The 18,048-nt window shown below is 70.6% G+C and carries 20 protein-coding genes and 1 pseudogene; 10 read left to right on the top strand and 11 right to left on the bottom strand.

What is annotated here, in order from left to right; genetic code table 11:
- Positions 1 to 10: 10 nt before the first annotated feature.
- The 5 genes from FB454_RS32010 to FB454_RS31990 all read left to right on the top strand — a co-directional run bounded on the left by FB454_RS32010 (position 11) and on the right by FB454_RS31990 (position 4,321).
- Positions 11 to 988 (top strand): CPBP family intramembrane glutamic endopeptidase, encoded by a 978-nt coding sequence (locus FB454_RS32010; RefSeq protein WP_145824125.1) that lies wholly within the window; start codon positions 11 to 13, stop codon positions 986 to 988.
- A gap of 19 nt (positions 989 to 1,007) precedes the next feature.
- Positions 1,008 to 1,379: a hypothetical protein gene (locus FB454_RS32005; RefSeq protein ID WP_145824124.1), complete on the top strand. Its 372-nt coding sequence runs from the start codon at positions 1,008 to 1,010 to the stop codon at positions 1,377 to 1,379.
- A 205-nt stretch (positions 1,380 to 1,584) separates the two neighbouring features.
- On the top strand, positions 1,585 to 1,941 hold the full coding sequence (locus FB454_RS35120; protein WP_157551508.1) for a hypothetical protein: 357 nt from the start codon (positions 1,585 to 1,587) through the stop codon (positions 1,939 to 1,941).
- A gap of 428 nt (positions 1,942 to 2,369) precedes the next feature.
- A complete protein-coding gene (locus FB454_RS31995) occupies positions 2,370 to 3,869 on the top strand; it encodes a SulP family inorganic anion transporter (RefSeq protein WP_145824123.1) in 1,500 nt (499 codons plus the stop codon).
- Positions 3,869 to 4,321 (top strand): MerR family transcriptional regulator, encoded by a 453-nt coding sequence (locus FB454_RS31990; RefSeq protein ID WP_030272817.1) that lies wholly within the window; start codon positions 3,869 to 3,871, stop codon positions 4,319 to 4,321. The genes FB454_RS31995 and FB454_RS31990 overlap by 1 nt, the downstream gene beginning before the upstream one ends.
- Before the next feature lie 218 nt (positions 4,322 to 4,539).
- On the opposite strand, the gene cspE is transcribed toward FB454_RS31990, so the two are convergent.
- Positions 4,540 to 4,743 carry a transcription antiterminator/RNA stability regulator CspE gene (cspE, locus tag FB454_RS31985; RefSeq protein ID WP_013283833.1) on the bottom strand — a complete coding sequence of 68 codons (204 nt, stop codon included), beginning with the start codon at positions 4,741 to 4,743 and terminating at the stop codon, positions 4,540 to 4,542.
- 435 nt (positions 4,744 to 5,178) lie between these two features.
- Between cspE and FB454_RS31980 the strand changes: the two genes are divergently transcribed.
- Complete coding sequence (locus FB454_RS31980) at positions 5,179 to 6,372, top strand: PP2C family protein-serine/threonine phosphatase (protein ID WP_145824122.1); 1,194 nt, start codon at positions 5,179 to 5,181, stop codon at positions 6,370 to 6,372.
- A gap of 71 nt (positions 6,373 to 6,443) precedes the next feature.
- Here the strand turns inward: FB454_RS31980 and FB454_RS31975 are convergent, their stop codons facing one another.
- From FB454_RS31975 to FB454_RS31965, 3 genes are all read right to left on the bottom strand, one after another.
- Positions 6,444 to 6,791: an STAS domain-containing protein gene (locus FB454_RS31975; protein ID WP_235437409.1), complete on the bottom strand. Its 348-nt coding sequence runs from the start codon at positions 6,789 to 6,791 to the stop codon at positions 6,444 to 6,446.
- Positions 6,788 to 7,252, bottom strand: a complete 465-nt coding sequence (locus tag FB454_RS31970) for an ATP-binding protein (protein WP_013283830.1) — start codon at positions 7,250 to 7,252, stop codon at positions 6,788 to 6,790. Before FB454_RS31970 ends, FB454_RS31975 begins: the two co-directional genes overlap by 4 nt.
- Positions 7,253 to 7,500: 248 nt before the next feature.
- Positions 7,501 to 7,797: a helix-turn-helix domain-containing protein gene (locus FB454_RS31965; protein ID WP_013283829.1), complete on the bottom strand. Its 297-nt coding sequence runs from the start codon at positions 7,795 to 7,797 to the stop codon at positions 7,501 to 7,503.
- Between the two features lie 620 nt (positions 7,798 to 8,417).
- Here FB454_RS31965 and FB454_RS31960 point away from each other — a divergent pair.
- Positions 8,418 to 8,816, top strand: a pseudogene (locus FB454_RS31960) (MmyB family transcriptional regulator); the annotation flags it as partial.
- Positions 8,817 to 9,061: 245 nt separating this feature from the next.
- On the opposite strand, the gene FB454_RS31955 reads toward FB454_RS31960, so the two are convergent.
- Positions 9,062 to 10,099 (bottom strand): sporulation protein, encoded by a 1,038-nt coding sequence (locus tag FB454_RS31955; protein ID WP_145755383.1) that lies wholly within the window; start codon positions 10,097 to 10,099, stop codon positions 9,062 to 9,064.
- Positions 10,100 to 10,260: 161 nt separating this feature from the next.
- On the bottom strand, positions 10,261 to 10,884 hold the full coding sequence (locus FB454_RS31950; RefSeq protein WP_145824121.1) for a TetR/AcrR family transcriptional regulator: 624 nt from the start codon (positions 10,882 to 10,884) through the stop codon (positions 10,261 to 10,263).
- Positions 10,885 to 10,985: 101 nt separating this feature from the next.
- Between FB454_RS31950 and FB454_RS31945 the strand changes: the two genes are divergently transcribed.
- Positions 10,986 to 11,174, top strand: a complete 189-nt coding sequence (locus FB454_RS31945) for an NAD(P)-binding domain-containing protein (RefSeq protein WP_222433954.1) — start codon at positions 10,986 to 10,988, stop codon at positions 11,172 to 11,174.
- A 52-nt stretch (positions 11,175 to 11,226) separates the two neighbouring features.
- Here the strand turns inward: FB454_RS31945 and FB454_RS31940 are convergent, their stop codons facing one another.
- Entirely contained in the window at positions 11,227 to 12,612 is a 1,386-nt protein-coding gene (locus FB454_RS31940) for a glycoside hydrolase family 6 protein (RefSeq protein WP_013283826.1), read from the bottom strand.
- A 156-nt stretch (positions 12,613 to 12,768) separates the two neighbouring features.
- Here FB454_RS31940 and FB454_RS31935 point away from each other — a divergent pair, with 156 nt between their 5' ends.
- Positions 12,769 to 14,061, top strand: a complete 1,293-nt coding sequence (locus FB454_RS31935) for a GAF domain-containing protein (protein ID WP_145824120.1) — start codon at positions 12,769 to 12,771, stop codon at positions 14,059 to 14,061.
- Positions 14,062 to 14,136: 75 nt separating this feature from the next.
- On the opposite strand, the gene FB454_RS31930 is transcribed toward FB454_RS31935, so the two are convergent.
- From FB454_RS31930 to FB454_RS31920, 3 genes are all read right to left on the bottom strand, one after another.
- Positions 14,137 to 14,310, bottom strand: coding sequence for a hypothetical protein (locus FB454_RS31930; RefSeq protein WP_356956967.1), 174 nt, complete (start codon positions 14,308 to 14,310; stop codon positions 14,137 to 14,139).
- A gap of 162 nt (positions 14,311 to 14,472) precedes the next feature.
- Positions 14,473 to 15,540 (bottom strand): DUF2855 family protein, encoded by a 1,068-nt coding sequence (locus FB454_RS31925; RefSeq protein ID WP_145824119.1) that lies wholly within the window; start codon positions 15,538 to 15,540, stop codon positions 14,473 to 14,475.
- 86 nt (positions 15,541 to 15,626) lie between these two features.
- A complete protein-coding gene (locus FB454_RS31920; protein WP_013283822.1) occupies positions 15,627 to 16,532 on the bottom strand; it encodes an oxidoreductase in 906 nt (301 codons plus the stop codon).
- A gap of 133 nt (positions 16,533 to 16,665) precedes the next feature.
- Here FB454_RS31920 and FB454_RS31915 point away from each other — a divergent pair, with 133 nt between their 5' ends.
- Positions 16,666 to 17,544: an MmyB family transcriptional regulator gene (locus FB454_RS31915; RefSeq protein ID WP_145824118.1), complete on the top strand. Its 879-nt coding sequence runs from the start codon at positions 16,666 to 16,668 to the stop codon at positions 17,542 to 17,544.
- A gap of 15 nt (positions 17,545 to 17,559) precedes the next feature.
- Here the strand turns inward: FB454_RS31915 and FB454_RS31910 are convergent, their stop codons facing one another.
- Positions 17,560 to 18,036: a TspO/MBR family protein gene (locus FB454_RS31910; RefSeq protein WP_013283820.1), complete on the bottom strand. Its 477-nt coding sequence runs from the start codon at positions 18,034 to 18,036 to the stop codon at positions 17,560 to 17,562.
- Between the last annotated feature and the right edge of the window lie 12 nt (positions 18,037 to 18,048).

The following is an 18,048-nucleotide window of genomic DNA, read 5'->3' as shown; positions in this document are numbered from 1 at the left end:
GGAGGACAGCATGACCGCGGCAACCAAGCCGAACTCACTACTCACTCCGGGCGAGCCCCGCAACGGGCCGTCAGCTCCCGCCGGGGTCGAATACCACCGGGTACTCGCTAGCGACGAACGCCGGATCGGCCGCGGCATTCTTGCGATCATCCTCCTGCTGGCCGGGTTCGTCATCTTCCCGACGGTCCTCGGCAGGGCGGCTGCGGCCATCGACGTACAGCAGGGCAACACCCCGCCGATCCTGGGCGGCACCGACTACACGCCGCTTTACCACGCCAGCACGATGCTCTCCCTCGGCCTGCTCATTCCGTGGAGCATGCTCATCCAGCGGTGGCTCTACGGCGTACCCGGTGCGTCCCTGCACTCCGTGACGTCACGGTTCCGCTTCGACCTGCTCGGCAGATCGCTGCTCGTCTTCGGTCCCGCCTGGCTGGTGGTCGTCGCCCTCGGATCTCTCGCGCCCGTCGACGAGGCCCCATGGTCGCAGACCGACCTCGTCGCCATCTTCATCGCCACGATGCTCCTCACCCCGCTCCAGTCGGCGGGCGAGGAATACGGCGTACGTGGGTTGATCTTCCGCGTGATCGGAAGCTGGACCCGCAGCCGACGGGCGGGACTGGTCGCCGGGGTGCTGGTTTCGAGCGTGCTGTTCACGGCCGCACACGGAGCGACGGATCCGTACATCATCGTCTGGTACTTCGTGCTCTGGACCGGACTGGCCATCATCACCTGGCGCACCGGCGGGCTGGAGATCGCGGTTACGCTGCACGCCGTCCTCAACACGTTCTCCTTCATCCTGGCCACGTCCCTGCGGGTGGACCTCGGTAGTGCACTGCAGGACCGCTCAGCCGGAGTCGGCACGCCGTACCAGCTCGTCCCCGCCTTTGCGGTCGTCGTCATCACCGCAATCATCTGGTGGCGCACCCGAAAGACAGGCCCAGCACTTACCACGGGCCGTCATCAAACATCACGTCACACCCGATCGTGACCTCGGCGAGGCAATGGCCGTGCTGCGCTCCCCGACGCCGCTGCGGCTCGGCGGGCAGCTCGAACCCTCGGTGGACGGTGTCAAGTCCACTGTGGCCAAGGGCCGCGGCCGAGCCGACCGGCAACTCCTCGCCCGACTCGTCGTCAACCACCACCCCGCCGCACCCCGCGACGAGTACGACCTGCTCCGCGTCATCCTCCACAACGCCACCCGCACCGGCCTCGCCGCGCAGTACCGGACCGACCACCCCGGCTTCGCTCAATACCTCGTCGGCGGAGTTCCCTGGGTCGGTCATCACCACCCGGCACGCGCAGCCGAACTCGCCACGCTGCTGGCCCACGCTGTCGCAGCACCGGAGACTGATGCGGCGCGGCAACTTCGCCGGATCTGATAAGGACGCGTCGAACCGACCGAAGCACGGCCTGAGCAGGACTTACGCCCGTTCTGCTGATCTTCGGCAAGCGAGCACAGTAACGCGCGCGTGCGACCCACTAACACGAAAACAAAATAGGAACCCGCAGGTAGTCAGCCTCCGGTACAGATAGAGCGTCGTCTTAGGAGTCTCCATACGACTCCGGTTGATCTTGGCGGGTAGGGTGGAGTCTCTCGATGATCGGCGCCAGCGGGTGCTGGTCGAGTTGCTCGGCGATGAGGTCGTCGACAGCGGCGATGCGCTGTTCCAGGGCGGGGATCTCGGTAGCCATCTGCCCGACGACCACGGCGGCGGCGCGTTGCCCGGGCAGGTTTACGGTCTGCTGCCGCGCGGCTGCCACCATCGCCTCGGCGACGTGGACGGCGTTCTTGACGTGGCCGCGTCGGAGCAAGGCGGTGATCCGGTCGACGCCGGCGTGCCGGATCGCCACCGGCGCCTGTCAGCACGCCAGGACCATCATCGGTCCCTTCCGGTTGAGTTCCACAGCCCGATCAAACGCCGGACTGATGCCGGTGAGTAGTTCCTGCAGCCGGAACAGGGTCGCGACGCGCTGCCCGGCGAGGTCCGCCTCGAAGCTCCGCCCCGATCCCCCGGCGAACACACGTCAGCCATCCCCGCTCCCGGCCCCGCGGGCACGGCAAGCCCGAGCCTGCCGCCGTCGCCGGCCGGCACCCCGGACAGGATGTGCGAGAAACTGGATCAAGGGCCTGGCGGCTGCGACGTCGTGATGATCAACACGTCCGGCCGACTCTTCTCTTACGTAAGGGTAGGTTCGGTACCGGTGAACCCGGGTGTGGCCGGGTGACTCCTGTGGCGGTCCTGACGAGTCCGGGCGATGAGGCCCGCAGACCGTCCAGACCGACTGTTGCTGATCTGTGAGTAGCTGCGTCCCGTGGTTCGGGGCGGGAGCTGTGCGCGTCCGTCAGGCGCCCGAGTGGAAATGGCTTTATGTCTTCTGTGCTGTCCGCGGGCTCCCGACCGCGTCTGTCCCGTCCGTCCTGGCTGTCGCCGAAGGTGTTCCGCACCGAGGTCCTCGCCGGTCTGGTCGTCGCCCTGGCGTTGATCCCAGAGGCGATCTCCTTCTCGATCCTGGCGGGGGTCGACCCGCGGGTGGGGCTGTTCGCCTCGTTCACGATGGCCGTCACGATCGCGATCTGCGGTGGGCGGCCAGCGATGATCTCCGCCGCGACCGGCGCGATCGCGCTGGTGGTGGCGCCGCTGGCCAAGGAGCACGGACTGGACTATCTGATCGCGGCGGTGATTCTCGGCGGGGCGATCCAGGTCCTGCTGGCGGTGCTCGGGGTGGCGAAGTTGATGCGGTTCATCCCGCGCAGCGTGATGGTCGGTTTCGTCAACGCCCTCGCGATCCTGATCTTCGCCGCGCAGGTTCCGCACCTGCTCGGGGTGCCGTGGCTGGTCTACCCGCTGGTCGCCGTCGCCCTCGCGATCATGGTTGGACTGCCCCGCCTCACCCGCGCGGTTCCGGCGCCACTGGTCGCGATCGTGGTGCTGACCCTGGTCACCGTCGTCGCCAGCGTGGCGGTGCCGACCGTCGGTGACGAAGGTGCCCTGCCGGACAGCCTGCCCACCCTCGGCCTGCCGCAGATCCCCTGGACCATGGACACCCTCACCCTGATCGCCCCCTATGCTCTGGGGATCGCGTTGGTCGGGCTGATGGAGTCGCTGATGACCGCCAAGCTCGTCGATGACATCACCGACACCCCGTCCAGCAAGACTCGCGAGTCCTGGGGCCAGGGGGTCGCCAACATCGTCACCGGCTTCTTCGGCGGCATGGGCGGCTGCGCCATGATCGGCCAGACGATGATCAACGTGAAGGCGTCCGGCGCCCGCACCCGGCTGTCGACGTTCCTGGCCGGCGTCTTCCTGCTGATCCTGGTCGTCGCGCTCGGCGACGTGGTCGCGGTCATTCCGATGGCCGCCCTGGTCGCCGTGATGATCATCGTGGCGGTGTCGACGTTCGACTGGCACTCCGTCGCCCCGGCCACCCTCAAGCGGATGCCGTACGGGGAGACGATCGTCATGCTCGCCACCGTGGTCACCACCCTGGCCACCCACAACCTGGCCATCGGTGTGGTGGTCGGCGTGCTCACCGCCATGGTGATCTTCGCCCGCCGGGTCGCCCACCTGGTCGAGGTCACCAGCGTCCTCGACCCCGACGGCGGCACCCGCATCTACTCGGTGCACGGTGAGCTGTTCTTCGCCTCCAGCAACGACCTCGTCGGCCAGTTCGACTACACGAACGACCCCGACACCGTGGTCATCGACATGACCCACGCCCACGTCTGGGACGCCTCCTCCGTCGCCGCCCTCGACGCCGTCACCACCAAGTACGCCGCACGCGGCAAGACCGTCGAGATCATCGAGCTGAACCAGCCCAGCGCCCGCATCCACGACACCCTCGCCGGCCGACTCGGTGTCGGCCACTGATGGCCTCCACCAGCCGCGACACCGGGCCGGAGCAGCGCGCCTCCGGCCCGGCCACCGGTCGCCTCATGCAGATCGGCGAAGCCGCCGAACGGGTCGGGCTCAGCATCCGCACCATCCGCCACTACGAGGAAGCCGGCCTGATCGTCCCCTCCGCCCGCAGTGACGGCGGCTTCCGCCTCTACACAGAACCCGACCTCGACCGCCTCGCCGTCGTCAAACGCATGAAACCGCTCGGGTTCACACTCGACGAGATGCGCGACCTCCTCGCCGTCCTCGACGCCCTCGACACCGCCACCGGCGTCGACCGCGCCGCTCTGCTCGACCGGCTCGACATGTTCCACACCGCCGCTACGACGCGGGTCATCGCACTGCGCGACCAACTCGCCATGGCCGAAGGCTTCGCTCGCGCGCTCCGCGACGAACTCGACCACCGCGGCGGCCCAACCGCCTGAGGCGCCGCCGCTGCCGATTGCCCATCGACCGGGACGGTGTGTCTCGGGCTGACAGTCAAGCGTCGTCCTTGCTGCAGAAGAACGGGGGCAATGCTGGCTCCGGACCGAGATGGCCGGCCTTCTGCCGATCAGATGATTTTCGCGATGGCGTGATGAACGCATGAAACGCCGAACGGCGGCCCGCTGAACCAGTCGGGCCGCCGTTCAGAGAATGTGGATCAGAGCGGGCGGATGTTCTCCGCCTGCGGGCCCTTCTGGCCCTGGGTGATGTCGAACTCCACCTTCTGATTCTCGTCGAGGCTGCGGAAGCCGCTCGCCGAGATCGCGGAGAAGTGGGCGAAGACGTCGGCGCCGCCGTCGTCCGGGCTGATGAAGCCGAAGCCCTTGTCGGCGTTGAACCACTTCACGGTACCTGTAGTCATGTCTGCTCCTTCGCAGGCTGTTAGAGACCGCACTGTGCGGACCCTTACGCCGCCGCGTTGATCACCCGCGTCGAAACGACACGAAAAACGAAAAGCGCCTGGATGGGTTTCAGATGCCCCATCAGGCGCCGGAAAACGTCTACGGAAATCAAAACTGCAACTCGGCTACCGTAGCACATGATCCGTCGTCGATCCGATGGCGGTGAGTGGACCTGGCCGCCGGCCTTGCTCCCCTGCGGAGGCGCGCCCGGATCCAGGCCACCGCAACCGGCACCGACCGCGCCGACCTGCTGACAGGCTTGCCACGTTCCACACCCGCCGCCACTGCCCTATCGGGCGATTCCACCGTCGCGCACCAGCGCGTGATGGGTGGAGCGCCCGCGTACTCTGATCGCTCGGGCAGCCCCGTGTGGGCGGGGGCGAAGGTCGGTGGGCATGAGCGAGCGGGACGCACTGCGAGGTCTGCTGCGGCAGTCGCACCACGCCCGGCCCGAGGACCTGCCGGGGATGGCACGGCGGGCCGCCCGGCAGCTCGGCGCCGACGACATGATCCTCTATGTGGTCGACCACGAGCAGCGTCAGCTGCTCGCGCTGCCCGGTCCGGACGCACCGCGTCGAGTCTCGCTGGCCATCGAGGGAACCCTGGCCGGCCGGGCGTTCAGCATGTTGCGCCCGTTCGGCGGCCCGGTGGACGACGGTGCGCGGTTGTGGTTGCCGCTGCTCAACGGTCTGGAGCGCGTGGGCGTCGCGGAGGTGGTCGCCGCGGCTGCCGTGCCTGACTCCGCGGTGGCCGCGTTCGAGGCGGTGGCCTCCCTGCTCGCCGAGCTGGTGATCACCCGATCGCAGCACAGCGACACGATCGAGTCGGTCCGCCGCCGCGAGCCGATGCGCCTGCCCGCCGAGATGCTGCGCGCCCAACTTCCGCCGCTCACCTTCTCCACCGGCGGCGTGATCATCAGTGGGATCCTGGAGCCCTGCTACGACGTGGGTGGCGACGCCTTCGACTATGCGGTCAACGGCGACATCGCCCACCTCGCCCTGTTCGACGCCGTCGGGCACGGCTCCGGTGGCGGGATGCGCGCCGTGATGCTCGCCAGCCTGGCCCTGGCCGCGTACCGCAATGCCCGTCGGGGCGGGTTCGACCTGGTCGAGACCTACCATCACATCGACACTGCGGCGCGTGACCACGACCGGCGCGGACTGATCACGGGGGTGCTGGCCGAACTCGACCAGCGCACCGGCCGGCTGCGGGTCATCTCCGCCGGACACCCGGGCGGGCTGGTGCTCCGTCGCGGCAGGGTCGCCGCCGTCCTGCCCACGCCCACCGCCCTGCCGGTGGCCCTGGGCGACCGGCGTCCTCCGATGGTGGTCGAGGAAGCCCTCGAACCCGGCGACGACGTGCTCTTCTACACCGACGGCATCATCGAGGCCCGCTCGGCCGACGGGGAACGGTTCGGCACCGAGCGGCTGGTCGACTTCACCGTCCGGGCACTGGCCGACGGGCTGCCGCTACCAGAGACCGCGCGGCGTCTCGTTCACGCGATCCTCGCCTACCAGGATGACCGGCTGCAGGACGACGCCACCGTACTCATGGTCCGCTTCCGTGAGCCCACGACAGGCAGGGCCTGACCGCCCCGCAGTCCCAGCGTCGCAACGGCTGTTCCGCCGCCCGCCGCGACGAGATTCCCCGCCTCGCGCACTCAGACCGCGGTGGGTGGCGGATCTGCCACCCGGCCGAACAGCTGCATGATGCCGGTCAGGTCGAGGATCCGGCGGACCTGCCCGGTGGCGTTGAGCAGGGTGAGATCCACTCCCCGGTCGACCGCGTGGTGGTGCGCTCCGACCAGGATGCTGAGTACGGTCGAATCGATGAAGGTCAACCCTGCCAGGTCGATCTCCACCGTCCCGGCCTGGGCGACCGTCTCGTGCAGCAGGTCATCGAGCCGATCGGCGCCCGACATGTCGATCTCACCGGACAGCGCCAGGACACGACGATCAGCACCGACGTCGACATGCCAGTGCCAGGTCTGCTCCGTGGCCACTGTCACCCTTCCTCGTACACGGTCGATCGGGGGCGCAGCTGCGCTGTCACCGAGGCGGTCGTTCCCTGTCCGGAGTTGTCGATCATCAGCCCTTCGGTGAGCTGCTGTGCCAGCCACAGTCCCCGGTGGCCGACCTCCCCGGGCGACGGCAGGGCGACGGCAATCTCACCCAGCCCGGGCCCGTTGTCGCTGACCTGGCAGGTCAGCAGGTCGTGGTGCTGCCACAGACGCACCTCGCCGCTGCCCCCGCCGTGGCGCACCACGTTGGTGACCAACTCGTGCACCGCCAATACGAAGTCCTCCAGCCCGTCGCCGACCAGACCCGCCGAACGGGCTGCCGCGGCGACCGCGTGACGCAGCGCCGTAACCCGCGCAGCGGTGATCTCTTCCGACAACAACGCCACGTCGCCGGCGCCGCGAGCGGTGCTCCACCCGGCACCCACGTCGTCCGTTCCGCCGCTGCCCATGATCGGACGCTACACGCAGCTGATCCGCCGCGCCCGGGCACGCCGGCCAGGCGTAGGACGGCGACCCCTCGGACCGCCGGTCACGCACAGCATCCCGGTCGCCGGCCGGATGTGAAGAGGTGCGACGAGCGGGGCTGCCCGGTCCGAGGCGGGAACCCAGGCGTTCGCCTGGTGGGCCGGCCGGCTCATCGCCCGCCGACGACCTCGCACGAAGGGTGGGCTGGTCAGTCCTGTCGCCGCGGCCCCCGCTACTGCTTCTCGTTCTGCCGGAGGGCTTCCTCGAGTTGGTCTTCCAGAATGATGATCCGGCAGGCGGCCTCCAGGGCGGTGCCGTCGTCGACCATTTCGCGGGCCCGGGCGGCCAGGCGCAGTTGGTAGCGGGAGTAGCGGCGGTGCCCGCCGCTGGAGCGCTGCGGATTGATCAATTTTGTCTCGTCCAGGCGACGCAGGAAGTCCTGCGTGGTGCCGAGCATCTCCGCGGCCTGCCCGATGGTGTAGGCCGGGTAGTTCTCATCGCCGAACATGTCTTCGGGGTTTTGCCCCATGTCACCTCCACGTCGAGGGCCCCGGCGCACAAGCGCCGGGGCCCAGGGTTACGGGTCAGAACACCATCTACCGACCGGAACGTCGGCTTGTCGTATCCGCACCAGCCGTCATCGACGGCTTCGGGTGCGAGGATCGCATATGCGTGACCGGAGACCACCTCTCGTTCGATGGAAACTGCGGTGTCCGCCCGGCCTGACATGACGGCCGACGGCGGGCGATCCAACGGTGTAAGGCCCTCCCTTTCCTCTGCGTACACGTTTCCCTTGCTGTCGTACGGTCCGCCGGCGCCGGAGCCCACGCGACTTCACAGCCCCGACACGTGCAGCGAACATCAGCCGGAGCCCTGAAAGAACCTTGGCCCCACCTGCACCCCGGCGTGTGTCACGCCGGAACTGACGTGCTCTTACTGCCTCTCAAGAGGAACGGTGAAGCATGTTCCTCTTCTATCCGCCCGTCGTGTCCTCACGGCCGGACGGCCCGTCTGCGTCTTGACGGATCTTTCCTCTCGACTTGAAGAAGAGTATGCCGTACCGCAGAAGATGTCTAGTCTTTCCAACCCAGATTTCCTGGTCGACGGTCATCAGGATGACTGGCCCGCTGAGCAAGCAGGGCGCGCGCCATGGCGACAACGACCCGACGCCGATGCCACCTACCGGCCGATGAAGACCGCCGCGCGGTCGACGACGTACCAGGGCCGGCCGCGTTGGTCGCGTTCACCGCTCACGACGCAGCCCTCCGGAGGCCCTTGCCGGCGGGTACGCGCTCGTCGCGGACCTGCGCGCGGCAGGCGGCCGACGAACGGCTCCGCGGCTGGTCGCGGAACTGCGGGCGACCAGTGACCGCTTCGCCGAGCTGTAGGAGTCCGGCGCCGTCGGCCGGCACGAGGTCCGCCCGCAAGACAATCGATCATCCGTACGTGGGTCCGCTGACCCTGGACTGCGACGTGCTCACCGTGGCGGGCAGCGACCTGCGCATCATGATCTACACGGCCGAGCCGGGCACCGAGGATGCCGACCGCCTGGCCCTGCTCACTGTCGTCGGCACCCAGGCGCTCGCCGGTGGAGACCAGCTCGGTGTGGATCGCGGTGACACCACACCGGCCGGAGCCGACGTCCGGCGGCCCGGAGAGGTCTCCGGGCCGCCGGACGGTGGGCTACTTGGTGCCGGTCAGGGCGGCCAGGGCGTTGGCGGTCCGGAAGTACGGGTTACGGCCCAGGTCGCCGACGGCGGTGATGGTGGAAGGCATCCGTGAGGAGGCGTGGTTCACGCCTCCTCGTCGCCGCCCTCGTCGTCGCCGAAGGAGTCGAAGACCTCGTCGGCGACCATGCCGCCGGCGAAGCCGAGAGCGGCGCCGCCGACCACGCCCGCGGCGACCGCGCCCATGCCGGGACCACCGTGACGCTCCTGGTGGTCCTCCTCCTTGTAGTGCCCGCCGGGGTGGCCGTACGCGGCGTGCCCGTAGCCGGGCGCGCCGTAGCCCTGGGCGGGCGGGGCGTAGCCGTGGCCGTGGCCGGTGTGCAGGCTCTGGTAGCCGTCGAGGGCCTGGCGGACCCAGGTGTCGACCTGCGCGGCCCAGTCGACGCGGTCGGCGTCGGCGTGCGCGGCGTGGTAGCGGCCGTACGAGTCGTGGCCGCCGGTGAACAGGCCACCGCGCTTGTCGAACTCCAGCACCACGTCGACGCCGTGCTCGTTCGCGACGAAGGTCAGCTCAACCTCGTTGACGCCGTGGGCGTACTGCGCGGCGGCGTAGTACTCGATCTCCTGGTAGAACGGCAGGCTCTGGTGCAGCCCGGAGATGTGCCCGCGTTCCAGGTCGGCGCCCTTGAACCCGAAGCCGAGCCGGCCGAACGCCTCGAGGATGCGTTCCTGCACCGGCAGCGGGTGCACGTACACCGGGTCCAGGTCGCCCTTGTCGATCGCGCCGCGGATCGCCACCTCGGTGCGCAGGCCCATGGTCATACCGTGCAGATGCTGCCCGTACAGGTCGGTCACCGGGGTCTCCCACGGCATCGCCACCTGGAACGGCAGCGACAACTGCTGACCCTCGCGCAGGTGCAGACCACCCGCGACCTGTACGCGGTGGAACTCGACGAGGGCGTCGTACTCCTCCTCCGCGCCGTCGATCTCCACCCGGGTGACCAGCCCGACGGTGATGTGGTCGATCTCCACGTCGTGACTTCCGCCGGTCAGGTTCACCTGCCCGCCCAGCATCAGTCCCGGGCGGGTGCTCGGATTGGACAGGACCGTATCGACGCTGGGGCCGCCCACCCCGAACGCGCCCAGCATCTTCTTGAACACCACGAACCTCTCCCTCGACGACCGCCGTACGCGCGACACGAGGACCGTGAAACTTTCACGTGAAACCCTTGTGCCACAACGAGATCAACGGCGTCCATAATGGAAGCCGTCGAGCGGGGAAGCTACCAACGCCACCTGAGAAGTAGCTGAGTGAATCCAGGCGGTTACCCTCCGACACTGGGGTGGAGTGCCGCGACGGCTCGCATGGCGACGTCGACGGAGGCCTGAAGGTCCTCGCGGCTCGCGCCGGCCGCGGCGTGGACGGCGTGGCCCTCGCTGAGCGCCATCACGAAACGGGCGAGCGCCCGGCTGTCCAGGCCGTCCGGGAGATCCCCCTCCTTCGCCGCGCGGGACAGCCGTTCTTCGAGCGCGGCCTCGGTGGCCGCCCGGCCGGCGGCGAGGATCTCGGAGATGCGGGCGTTCTCCGGGGAGCAGGCCAGGCCGCCCTGGATGGAGAGGCAGCCGGCGGGGTGGCCGCCGGCGGTCAGGTTGTCGGCGCCGGCGCGCAGGAAGGCTTCGATCGCCGCGTACGCGGTCGGCTGGTCGAGGGCGCCGCGCGCGTTCGCGAGGTTGGTCTCGTGGTAGCGGTCGAAGGCCCGCTTGAACAGCTCCTCCTTGCTGCCGAACGCGGCGTAGAGGCTGGGCCGGTTGATGCCCATCGCCTTGGTGAGTGAGCTGAGCGACGCGCCCTCGTAGCCCTGCTGCCAGAAGACCTCGGCGGCCCGGTCGAGGACCGTCTGCTCGTCGAAGGCGCGCGGCCGTCCCGGGGTCGGAGTCTCAGTGCCCATGGCTTGACCATACCGCTCGGTACAGAACGTGACCCAGCACCGGTGCGCCGGACCGGTTGGCGCTGTCCGTCTCCAGCGACCACCCGGAAGCGGTCGGACTGGTGACGCGGCTGTACGACCGGCTCGGCTTCGACATGGTGGACAACAGCCCGCTGAGCGAGTCCTGGCGTACCGGCCCGGGTCAGCCGGCGTGGATCCGCCACGCGTACCAGAACCGCGAGGAGCTGGCCCGCAACCTGAGGCGGGCACGGCGGTTCGTGAATCCGTTGCGGACAGCAGCGGCGAAGTGAGAGGCCCGGCGCGGAGAACGATCCTCCGCGCCGGGCCCCGGGTCGGTTCCGGTCAGGCGGCGCAGGTGGCGGTGGCGCCCTGGCCGGTGCCGGTGCCCTGGAAGCCGAAGTTGGTGGTCTGGCCGGCGCCGACCTGCCCGTTGTAGCCCACGTTCGTGAACCGGACGGTACCGCTGGTGCCGCTGGCCTGGGCGTTCCAGGTGCCGGTGATCGCGGCGCCGCCGGGCAGCGCGACGGTCACGGTCCAGCCGTTGATGGCCGCGGAGCCCGCAGTGACGTTCACGCTCGCGGTGAAGCCGCCGTTCCACTGGTTGATCGCGACCGCCGCGGAGCAGCCGTTACCGGCCGGCGGCGGGGTGGTCGGCGGCGCCGTGGTGGGCGGCGCGGTCGTCGGCGGAGCCGTGGTCGGCGGCGCGGTCGTCGGCGGGTTGGTCGTCGGCGGCGCGGTGGTGGGCGGGTTGGGCGCGCCGTTGGCCAGGCTGAAGGCCAGGTCCGGCTGGAACGAACCGGCCGTGTAGCGGCAGCCGTCCGCCTCACCCGGCGGCTTCACCCAGAGGTACGCGTCGATGTTGGCGTCGCCGGTGTTCGTCGTCGGGTACTGCCCGATGCGCCGGTCGGTGTTGTCGTCGGCGCACCAGTCCCCGGCGGCTCCCCCGTTGCGGCTGGTGTCGATGACCTGCCGCTTGCCGGAGATGCCCATGCCGTTGAGCGCGGAGATGACGGCCCGGCCGAAGTTCGCCTCACTGGAGGTGGGGTTGAAGTTCGACACGTTGGTGAAGAAGCCGTCGGCGTACTGCACGCCGGCCGCGCGGAGCCGGTTGGCAGTGTCGTTGGCGCTGTTCCAGGTCGAGTGGCCGCCGTCGAGGTACACCTTGGCGTTGGGGTTGGCCGACTTGATGGTCTGGGTCGCCGTGGTGAGCGCCTGGTTGCGGGCGTTCAGCTCGCCGGTGCTCAGGCAGGTCTGGAGCGCGAGCGAGTCGGTCTCCAGGATGATCAGGACGGTCTGGTTGCCGAGTCCGCGAGCGAAGTTGGACACCCAGGTCTGGTACTGGTTGAGGTCCGGCGCCCCGCCGGCGCTGGCGCCGCCGCAGTCCCGGTTGGTGATCTCGTACACCGACAGCACCGGGATCTGCTGTGCCGCGTTGGCGGCGCCGATGAAGCTGGAGACCTCGGACTGGATGGTCGACGGGTTGAAGTTGGCGTACCAGCGCGCCTGCGGCTGGCTGGCGATCTTGTCGCGGATGACGGCGGCGCGCGAGTCGCCGGGGTTGGCGGCGACCCAGCGGACGACCGCCGAGGACGGGTCGCGGTAGAGCGATCCGGACACCGTGCCGGCGGATGCGCCACCGACGGCGAAACCGACGCCGGCCGCGGCGAGGCCCGCGACGGCGGCCACGCTGATGGCCGCTGATCTGCGGCGGGACGAGAGGATAGCCACGTCGTGTTTCCTCCTGATCACATAGACGTATCTAAGTTCATGGGAGCGTTCCCACGACGGTAACGGAGGCGGGCGTCGATGCCAAGATGTGAACGTCGGCCACTGCCCCGTAATCTGGCGACGGTCGACGAAGCCGGCGTGGGAGGAAGACCAGGCATGACGGCACTACCAGGCCAGCATCTGCCCACGGCGGGTCCGTCGGTCACCGGGCGGCCCGCGGACGAGGATCTGCGGACGCTGTTCGGCAAGTCCATCGCCGTCTTCGCGGCGCTCGCCGGGCCGACGCACGTGGTGGAGGCGGCGAACCCGGCGTTCTTCACCGCCATCGGCGAGGAACGCGCACGCACCGGGGTCGCGCTCGCCGAGCTGATGCCGGAACTGGACGACCAGGGCTTCATCGCCCTGCTGGACGAGGTCTACCGCACGGGCGAGTCCTACACCGGCCACGACGCCCGGATCATGCTCGGCACCGGGTCGCAGGCGCGGGAGGCGTTCTTCGACTTCACCTACGAGGCACGCCGCGACGCCGACGGCACGGTGACCGGGATCCGCGTGATCGGGGTGGAGACCACGCAGGTCAAGCACGCGCAACGGCTGATGGCCGAACACCGCGCGATGCTGGAGCAGATCGCCCGGCAGGCGCCGCTGGCCGAGGTGCTCGACGGGATGGCCCGCTGCATCGAGAACCTCGCGCCGCAGGAGGTGCTCGTCTCCGTCCTGCTCGCCGACGCCGACGGCCGGCACCTGCGCCACGGCGCCGCGCCCAGCCTGCCCGACTTCTACAACCAGGCCATCGACGGGATCGCCACCGGCGAGGGTGTCGGCTCGTGCGGCACCGCCGCGCACCGGCGCGAGCCGGTCATCGTAACCGACATCGCCACCGACCCGTTCTGGGCCGACTTCCGCGACCTGGCCGAGCGGGCCGGGCTCGCCGCCTGCTGGTCCACGCCGATCCTCGCCCGCGACGGCAGCCTGCTCGGCACCTTCGCCATGTACCACCGCACCCCGCGCGTCCCGCGCGACGCCGACCTGGCGCTCGCCCGGGTCTTCACCGGCACCGCCGCCCTGGCCATCGAACGCCACCACATCGAACAGGCGAAGGCCGAAGCGGACGCCCGCGCCCGGGCCGCGCACGACGAGCTGGCCCGGGTGGTGCGGGCGGAACGGGAACTACGGGCCGAGGCGGAACAGCGTGCCGCCGCGGCGGCGGAACTCACCGCCCGGCTGCGCGCCGCCGCAGCCGCGCAGGCCGCCACTCCCCGCCCCGAACGGTGTCAGCTCGGCGGCGGCGACGGCTGCACGGCACCCGCCGAGATCAAGATTGCTGACTCGTGGGGTGACTCGGCGTGGGGCTGCCCGCTCCACGTCGAGGAGGCAATCATCAACGTGCGTTCGGCCTTCATCGCCAACGAGGAACTCGGCGGCCTGGCCGCCTACCTGAACCGCTGACCACTCGACCGCGCCCGGCGACACCATCAAGGGGACCGGTGCGCACGGCCGGGGCCGTCACGCCCGGCTGACGGCCTAGCGCCCGTCGGGCGCGCCGGCCGGCTCGCGAGCGGGTTGCGCCGCGGCGAACGGGCTCCGCAGACGGGTCATGGATTCGGCGCTGACGTCCGCGATCGGACTGCGCTCGTCGTCGGTGGCTCCGACCCCCTCCACACGGAAGGGGTTCAGGGCGAACGTGTTGTCGGGCACGAAGTGCTCCAAGGGAATCTGCACGGCAGCGCTCGACTCAGTCGTCGCGGCTGGGAAACCGTGGGAGAAGCAGGGGGTGGCGATCAGTCATCGGTACCCCGCGTCGTCAGCCTAGCGCGCATCGGCCGGGCGGGCGCGCCACGGCCGGAATCGGCGACGGGCTCAGAGCTGGACGACGTGCCCCACCCGGGGCGGTGTGCGGCCCGCGAGGACGTCGAGCCACGCGTCCCGCAGCGCCTCCGGGCCGGCGCCGACCCGCACGTCGAGCCATCCGCTCACCACCCGGGAGAACCGCTGCCAGGCGTCGGCGAACCGCTCGTCGAGCCCGTCGCGACCCCAGTCCTGGCTCCGCTTGCGGATGCGCACCGGCGCGAAGAAGACCTCCCCGGCGGCACCCGCGTTGGGCGTCTGCTGGGTGAGTCCGACGGCGATGTCCCGGACCAGCAGGTCGCCGAGGTGCGCGCGCAGGGCGGCGCGGGTGGCGGGTGAACCGGACAGGTCGAGATAGACGGTCGGTACGGCGTCGAGCGCGCCGATCTCGTCGTAGGAGAGGACATCGTCGTAGCAGCCCAGCGACCTGGTGAAGGCGAGGTTGCCCCGCGAGGTGAGCCCGATCAGGCGCGGGCCGCGGCCGTGCAGGTCGAACGCGGTCGCGTACGCCGTCTTGCTCGACGCGGACGACAGCACCAGCGACCGCGCGCCGTAGGCGTCCTCGTCGATCACCTGGTCGGCGAGCATGAACGAGGTGAAGAACAGCGGCCGGAACAGGATCAGCAGGTCCTCCTGCTCCGCCCGATAGGCGGGGTCGCCAGTGGTCGACCGGTAGGAGTTGTACGGCGAGGGCAGTTCGGCCCGGTGCGCGCTCGCGTCGCGAAACCCGGGCCCGTCCACCCGGTCCGGGCGTACCACCAGGTGGCCCGCGGGCGGCAGGTAGCCGTAGACCCGGTGTCCCGGCTCGACGCCGGACACTGTGGACGCGACCACCTCGGCGAAGCCCCACAGCGGCGGGAGGCCCCACCGGTCGTCGAGTCCTCGGGGCTGCGGCGGGAAGAACTCCCAGTAGCGCATCGCCTCACCGAGCACCGCATACGTCACGTTGTTGGCGGTCAGGCCGACGCGGTCCACGCGCAGCAGCGCCTCCCCGTCGGCGGGGTCGGACACAGCGCCGTCGACGAGTGTGGTGCGAGCGAGGTCGTCACGGGCCACAGCGAACGTCCACGAGTCAGCCATGGCCTGACGCTAGGCAGCCGCGAAACCGGAGACAAGTGCACTGGGAGTGCAAAATCCCACTCGACGCATCGTTGCGCACCGCCGGTTCAGAGGTAACGAACACCCGTCAGCTCCGCCGCCGCAGCCCAGAGGCGCTGACCGACGGCCGGGTCGGCGGCCTGCCGGTTCAGCCGCGCCTCGGCCACCGGACCCCAGGTCTCGAAGAGCCGGGACGGGCCGAAGAACTGGCCGCCGCGTACCTCCGGGTCGGTCGCCGCCCGCAACTGCGGCAGGGCGCCCTGCTCGACCGGCTGGGTGGCGAGCAGGCCCAGCCGCCCGATCATTCGTCCCAGCCGGCCCCGGTGTTCCCAGGCCCGCGGCGTGAGGTTGCTGCGGGTGAGACCGGGATGCGCCAGCGCGCTGACGATCGGCAATCCGGCCGCGCGCACGCGACGGTCCAGCTCGACGCCGAAGACGGTGGTGGCGAGCTTCGAGCGGCCGTACGCGGCGGAGGCCCGGTAGTCGCGCTCGGACATCAGGTCGCCGAAGTCGAGCCGCGCGTTGCGGTGGGTGAGCGAGCTGAGGCTCACCACCCGCGCCGCCCGCGCCCCGGCGAGGGCGTCCAGCAGCAGGCCGGTCAGCGCATACGGGCCCAGCATGTTGGTGGCGAACTGGAGCTCGAAGCCGTCGGCGGAGGTACGGCGCGGGCCGAGCAGCACCACACCGGCGTTGTTCACCAGCAGGTCGATCGTCGGGTGGTCGGCGGTCAGCTTCGCGGCGAACGCGCGTACCGATTCGAGGCGGGCCAGGTCCAGCTCGCGTACCTCGGTGTCGCCGCCGATGCGGCCGGCGGCCTGCCGGCCGGCGGCGGTGTTCCGCACGGCCAGCACGACGTGGGCGCCACGGCGGGCCAGTTCGGTGGCGGTGACCAGGCCGAGGCCCGAGTTCGCTCCGGTCACGACGGCGACCCGGCCGCGCTGGTCGGGGATGCGGTCGGCGGTCCATCCGGTCATCTGCTGCTCCTCGGGTACGGCGGTTCGTGTCGAGCGATGACGCTAGGAGCGTTCCGGCCCGGCTCGGTCGTTCGCGGTTGCCTAGGTCCGCGGGACCTACCCTGGGCGGGCGGCGTCGCGGCAGACTGGCGGCATGAGCAGCCCGCATCCGTACGCACGCGAGCTGGGCGCCTTCCTGCGCGCCCGGCGCGGCCGGCTGCGCCCGCGCGACGTCGGCCTGGAGCCGGGCGGCCGGCGCAAGGTGACCGGCCTGCGGCGGGAGGAACTGGCCCTGCTGGCCGGGCTGAGCACCGACTACTACCAGCGGATGGAGCAGGGCCGGGAGGTACGCCCCTCGGACGACGTCCTGGACGCGCTCGCAGGCGCCCTCGGCTTGGACGACACCGAACGCCGGCACCTGTTCACGCTGGCCCGGGCCGCCCGGCGGCCGGTGCCCGCCCGCGTCGACCGGGAGCCGGAGCGGGTGCCGGACGGCACCCGGCGGCTGCTGCGGGTGATGGACACGCCGGCTGTCGTCCTCGGCCGGCATCTGGACCTGCTCGACTGGAACCCGATGGCGCAGGCGCTGCTCGGCGACCCGGCGAACCACCCGCCCGGCCGGCTCAACATGCTCCTGCTGCTGTTCGACGACGCGCTGACCGGGGGACGGAGCTGCCCGGACTGGGAGCGGCAGGCGCTCGACTACATCGGCATGCTCCGCGCCGCCGTCGCCGACGACCCGACCCATCCCCGCGCCACCGCGATCGTCGGCGAGCTGAGCATCCGCAGCGCGGAGTTCCGGCGGCTGTGGGCACGGCACGACGTCCGCGCCTCGGTGAGCGGCACGAAGACGTTCCGGGTACCAGGACTGGGCGACATCGTCCTGGACTGGGACACCTATCCGCTGCCGGGCAGTCCCGGCCCGGTCATGCTCGTCTTCACCGCCGAGCCGGGCAGCCCGGACGCGGATCGGCTGCGGCTCCTGGCGTCGTGGCGCGCGACCCGCCCGGCGTCCGCCGACGGCCGACCTTGATCAGCGGAACGCCGGTCACCGTCCCCGGTTGAGGCCGACGATCGCGCCGTTGAGCGCGGTGGCGAAGAGGGTCCACGCGACGTACGGGGCGAGCGCCGCCCCGGCGGGACGGTCGGTGCGCGCCGCGCGGCGCAGCAGCACCAGGTTGGACGCGTTGAGCGCGGCGATCTCGGCCAGCGCGGCGCCGGGCCTGCGGGCGCCGAAGAACAGGGCGGTCCAGCCGGCGTTGAGCGCCAGGTTGAGCGCGTAGCCGCGGGCGAACGCGGCGCGCTCGGGCCCCTCGGAGCGGTCCAGCGCCCGCGCACCGGCGACCGCGATCAGCCCGTACAGCGGGGTCCAGACGAGGGGGAACGCGGCCGACGGCGGCTGCCAGGCGGGCTTTCGCAGACGGCGGTACCAGCGCGACGAGGTGCCGGTGGAGGTGGCGGCGGCGCCCGCGGCGGCGGTCGCGGTGACTGCTGCCGCGGTCTTGACCAGGGTCGGTACTCGCATACCGCTCAGCTA

It is taken from the genome of Micromonospora sp. CNZ297, assembly GCF_007827625.1.
This window is presented reverse-complemented; position numbering and strand designations above follow the sequence as displayed.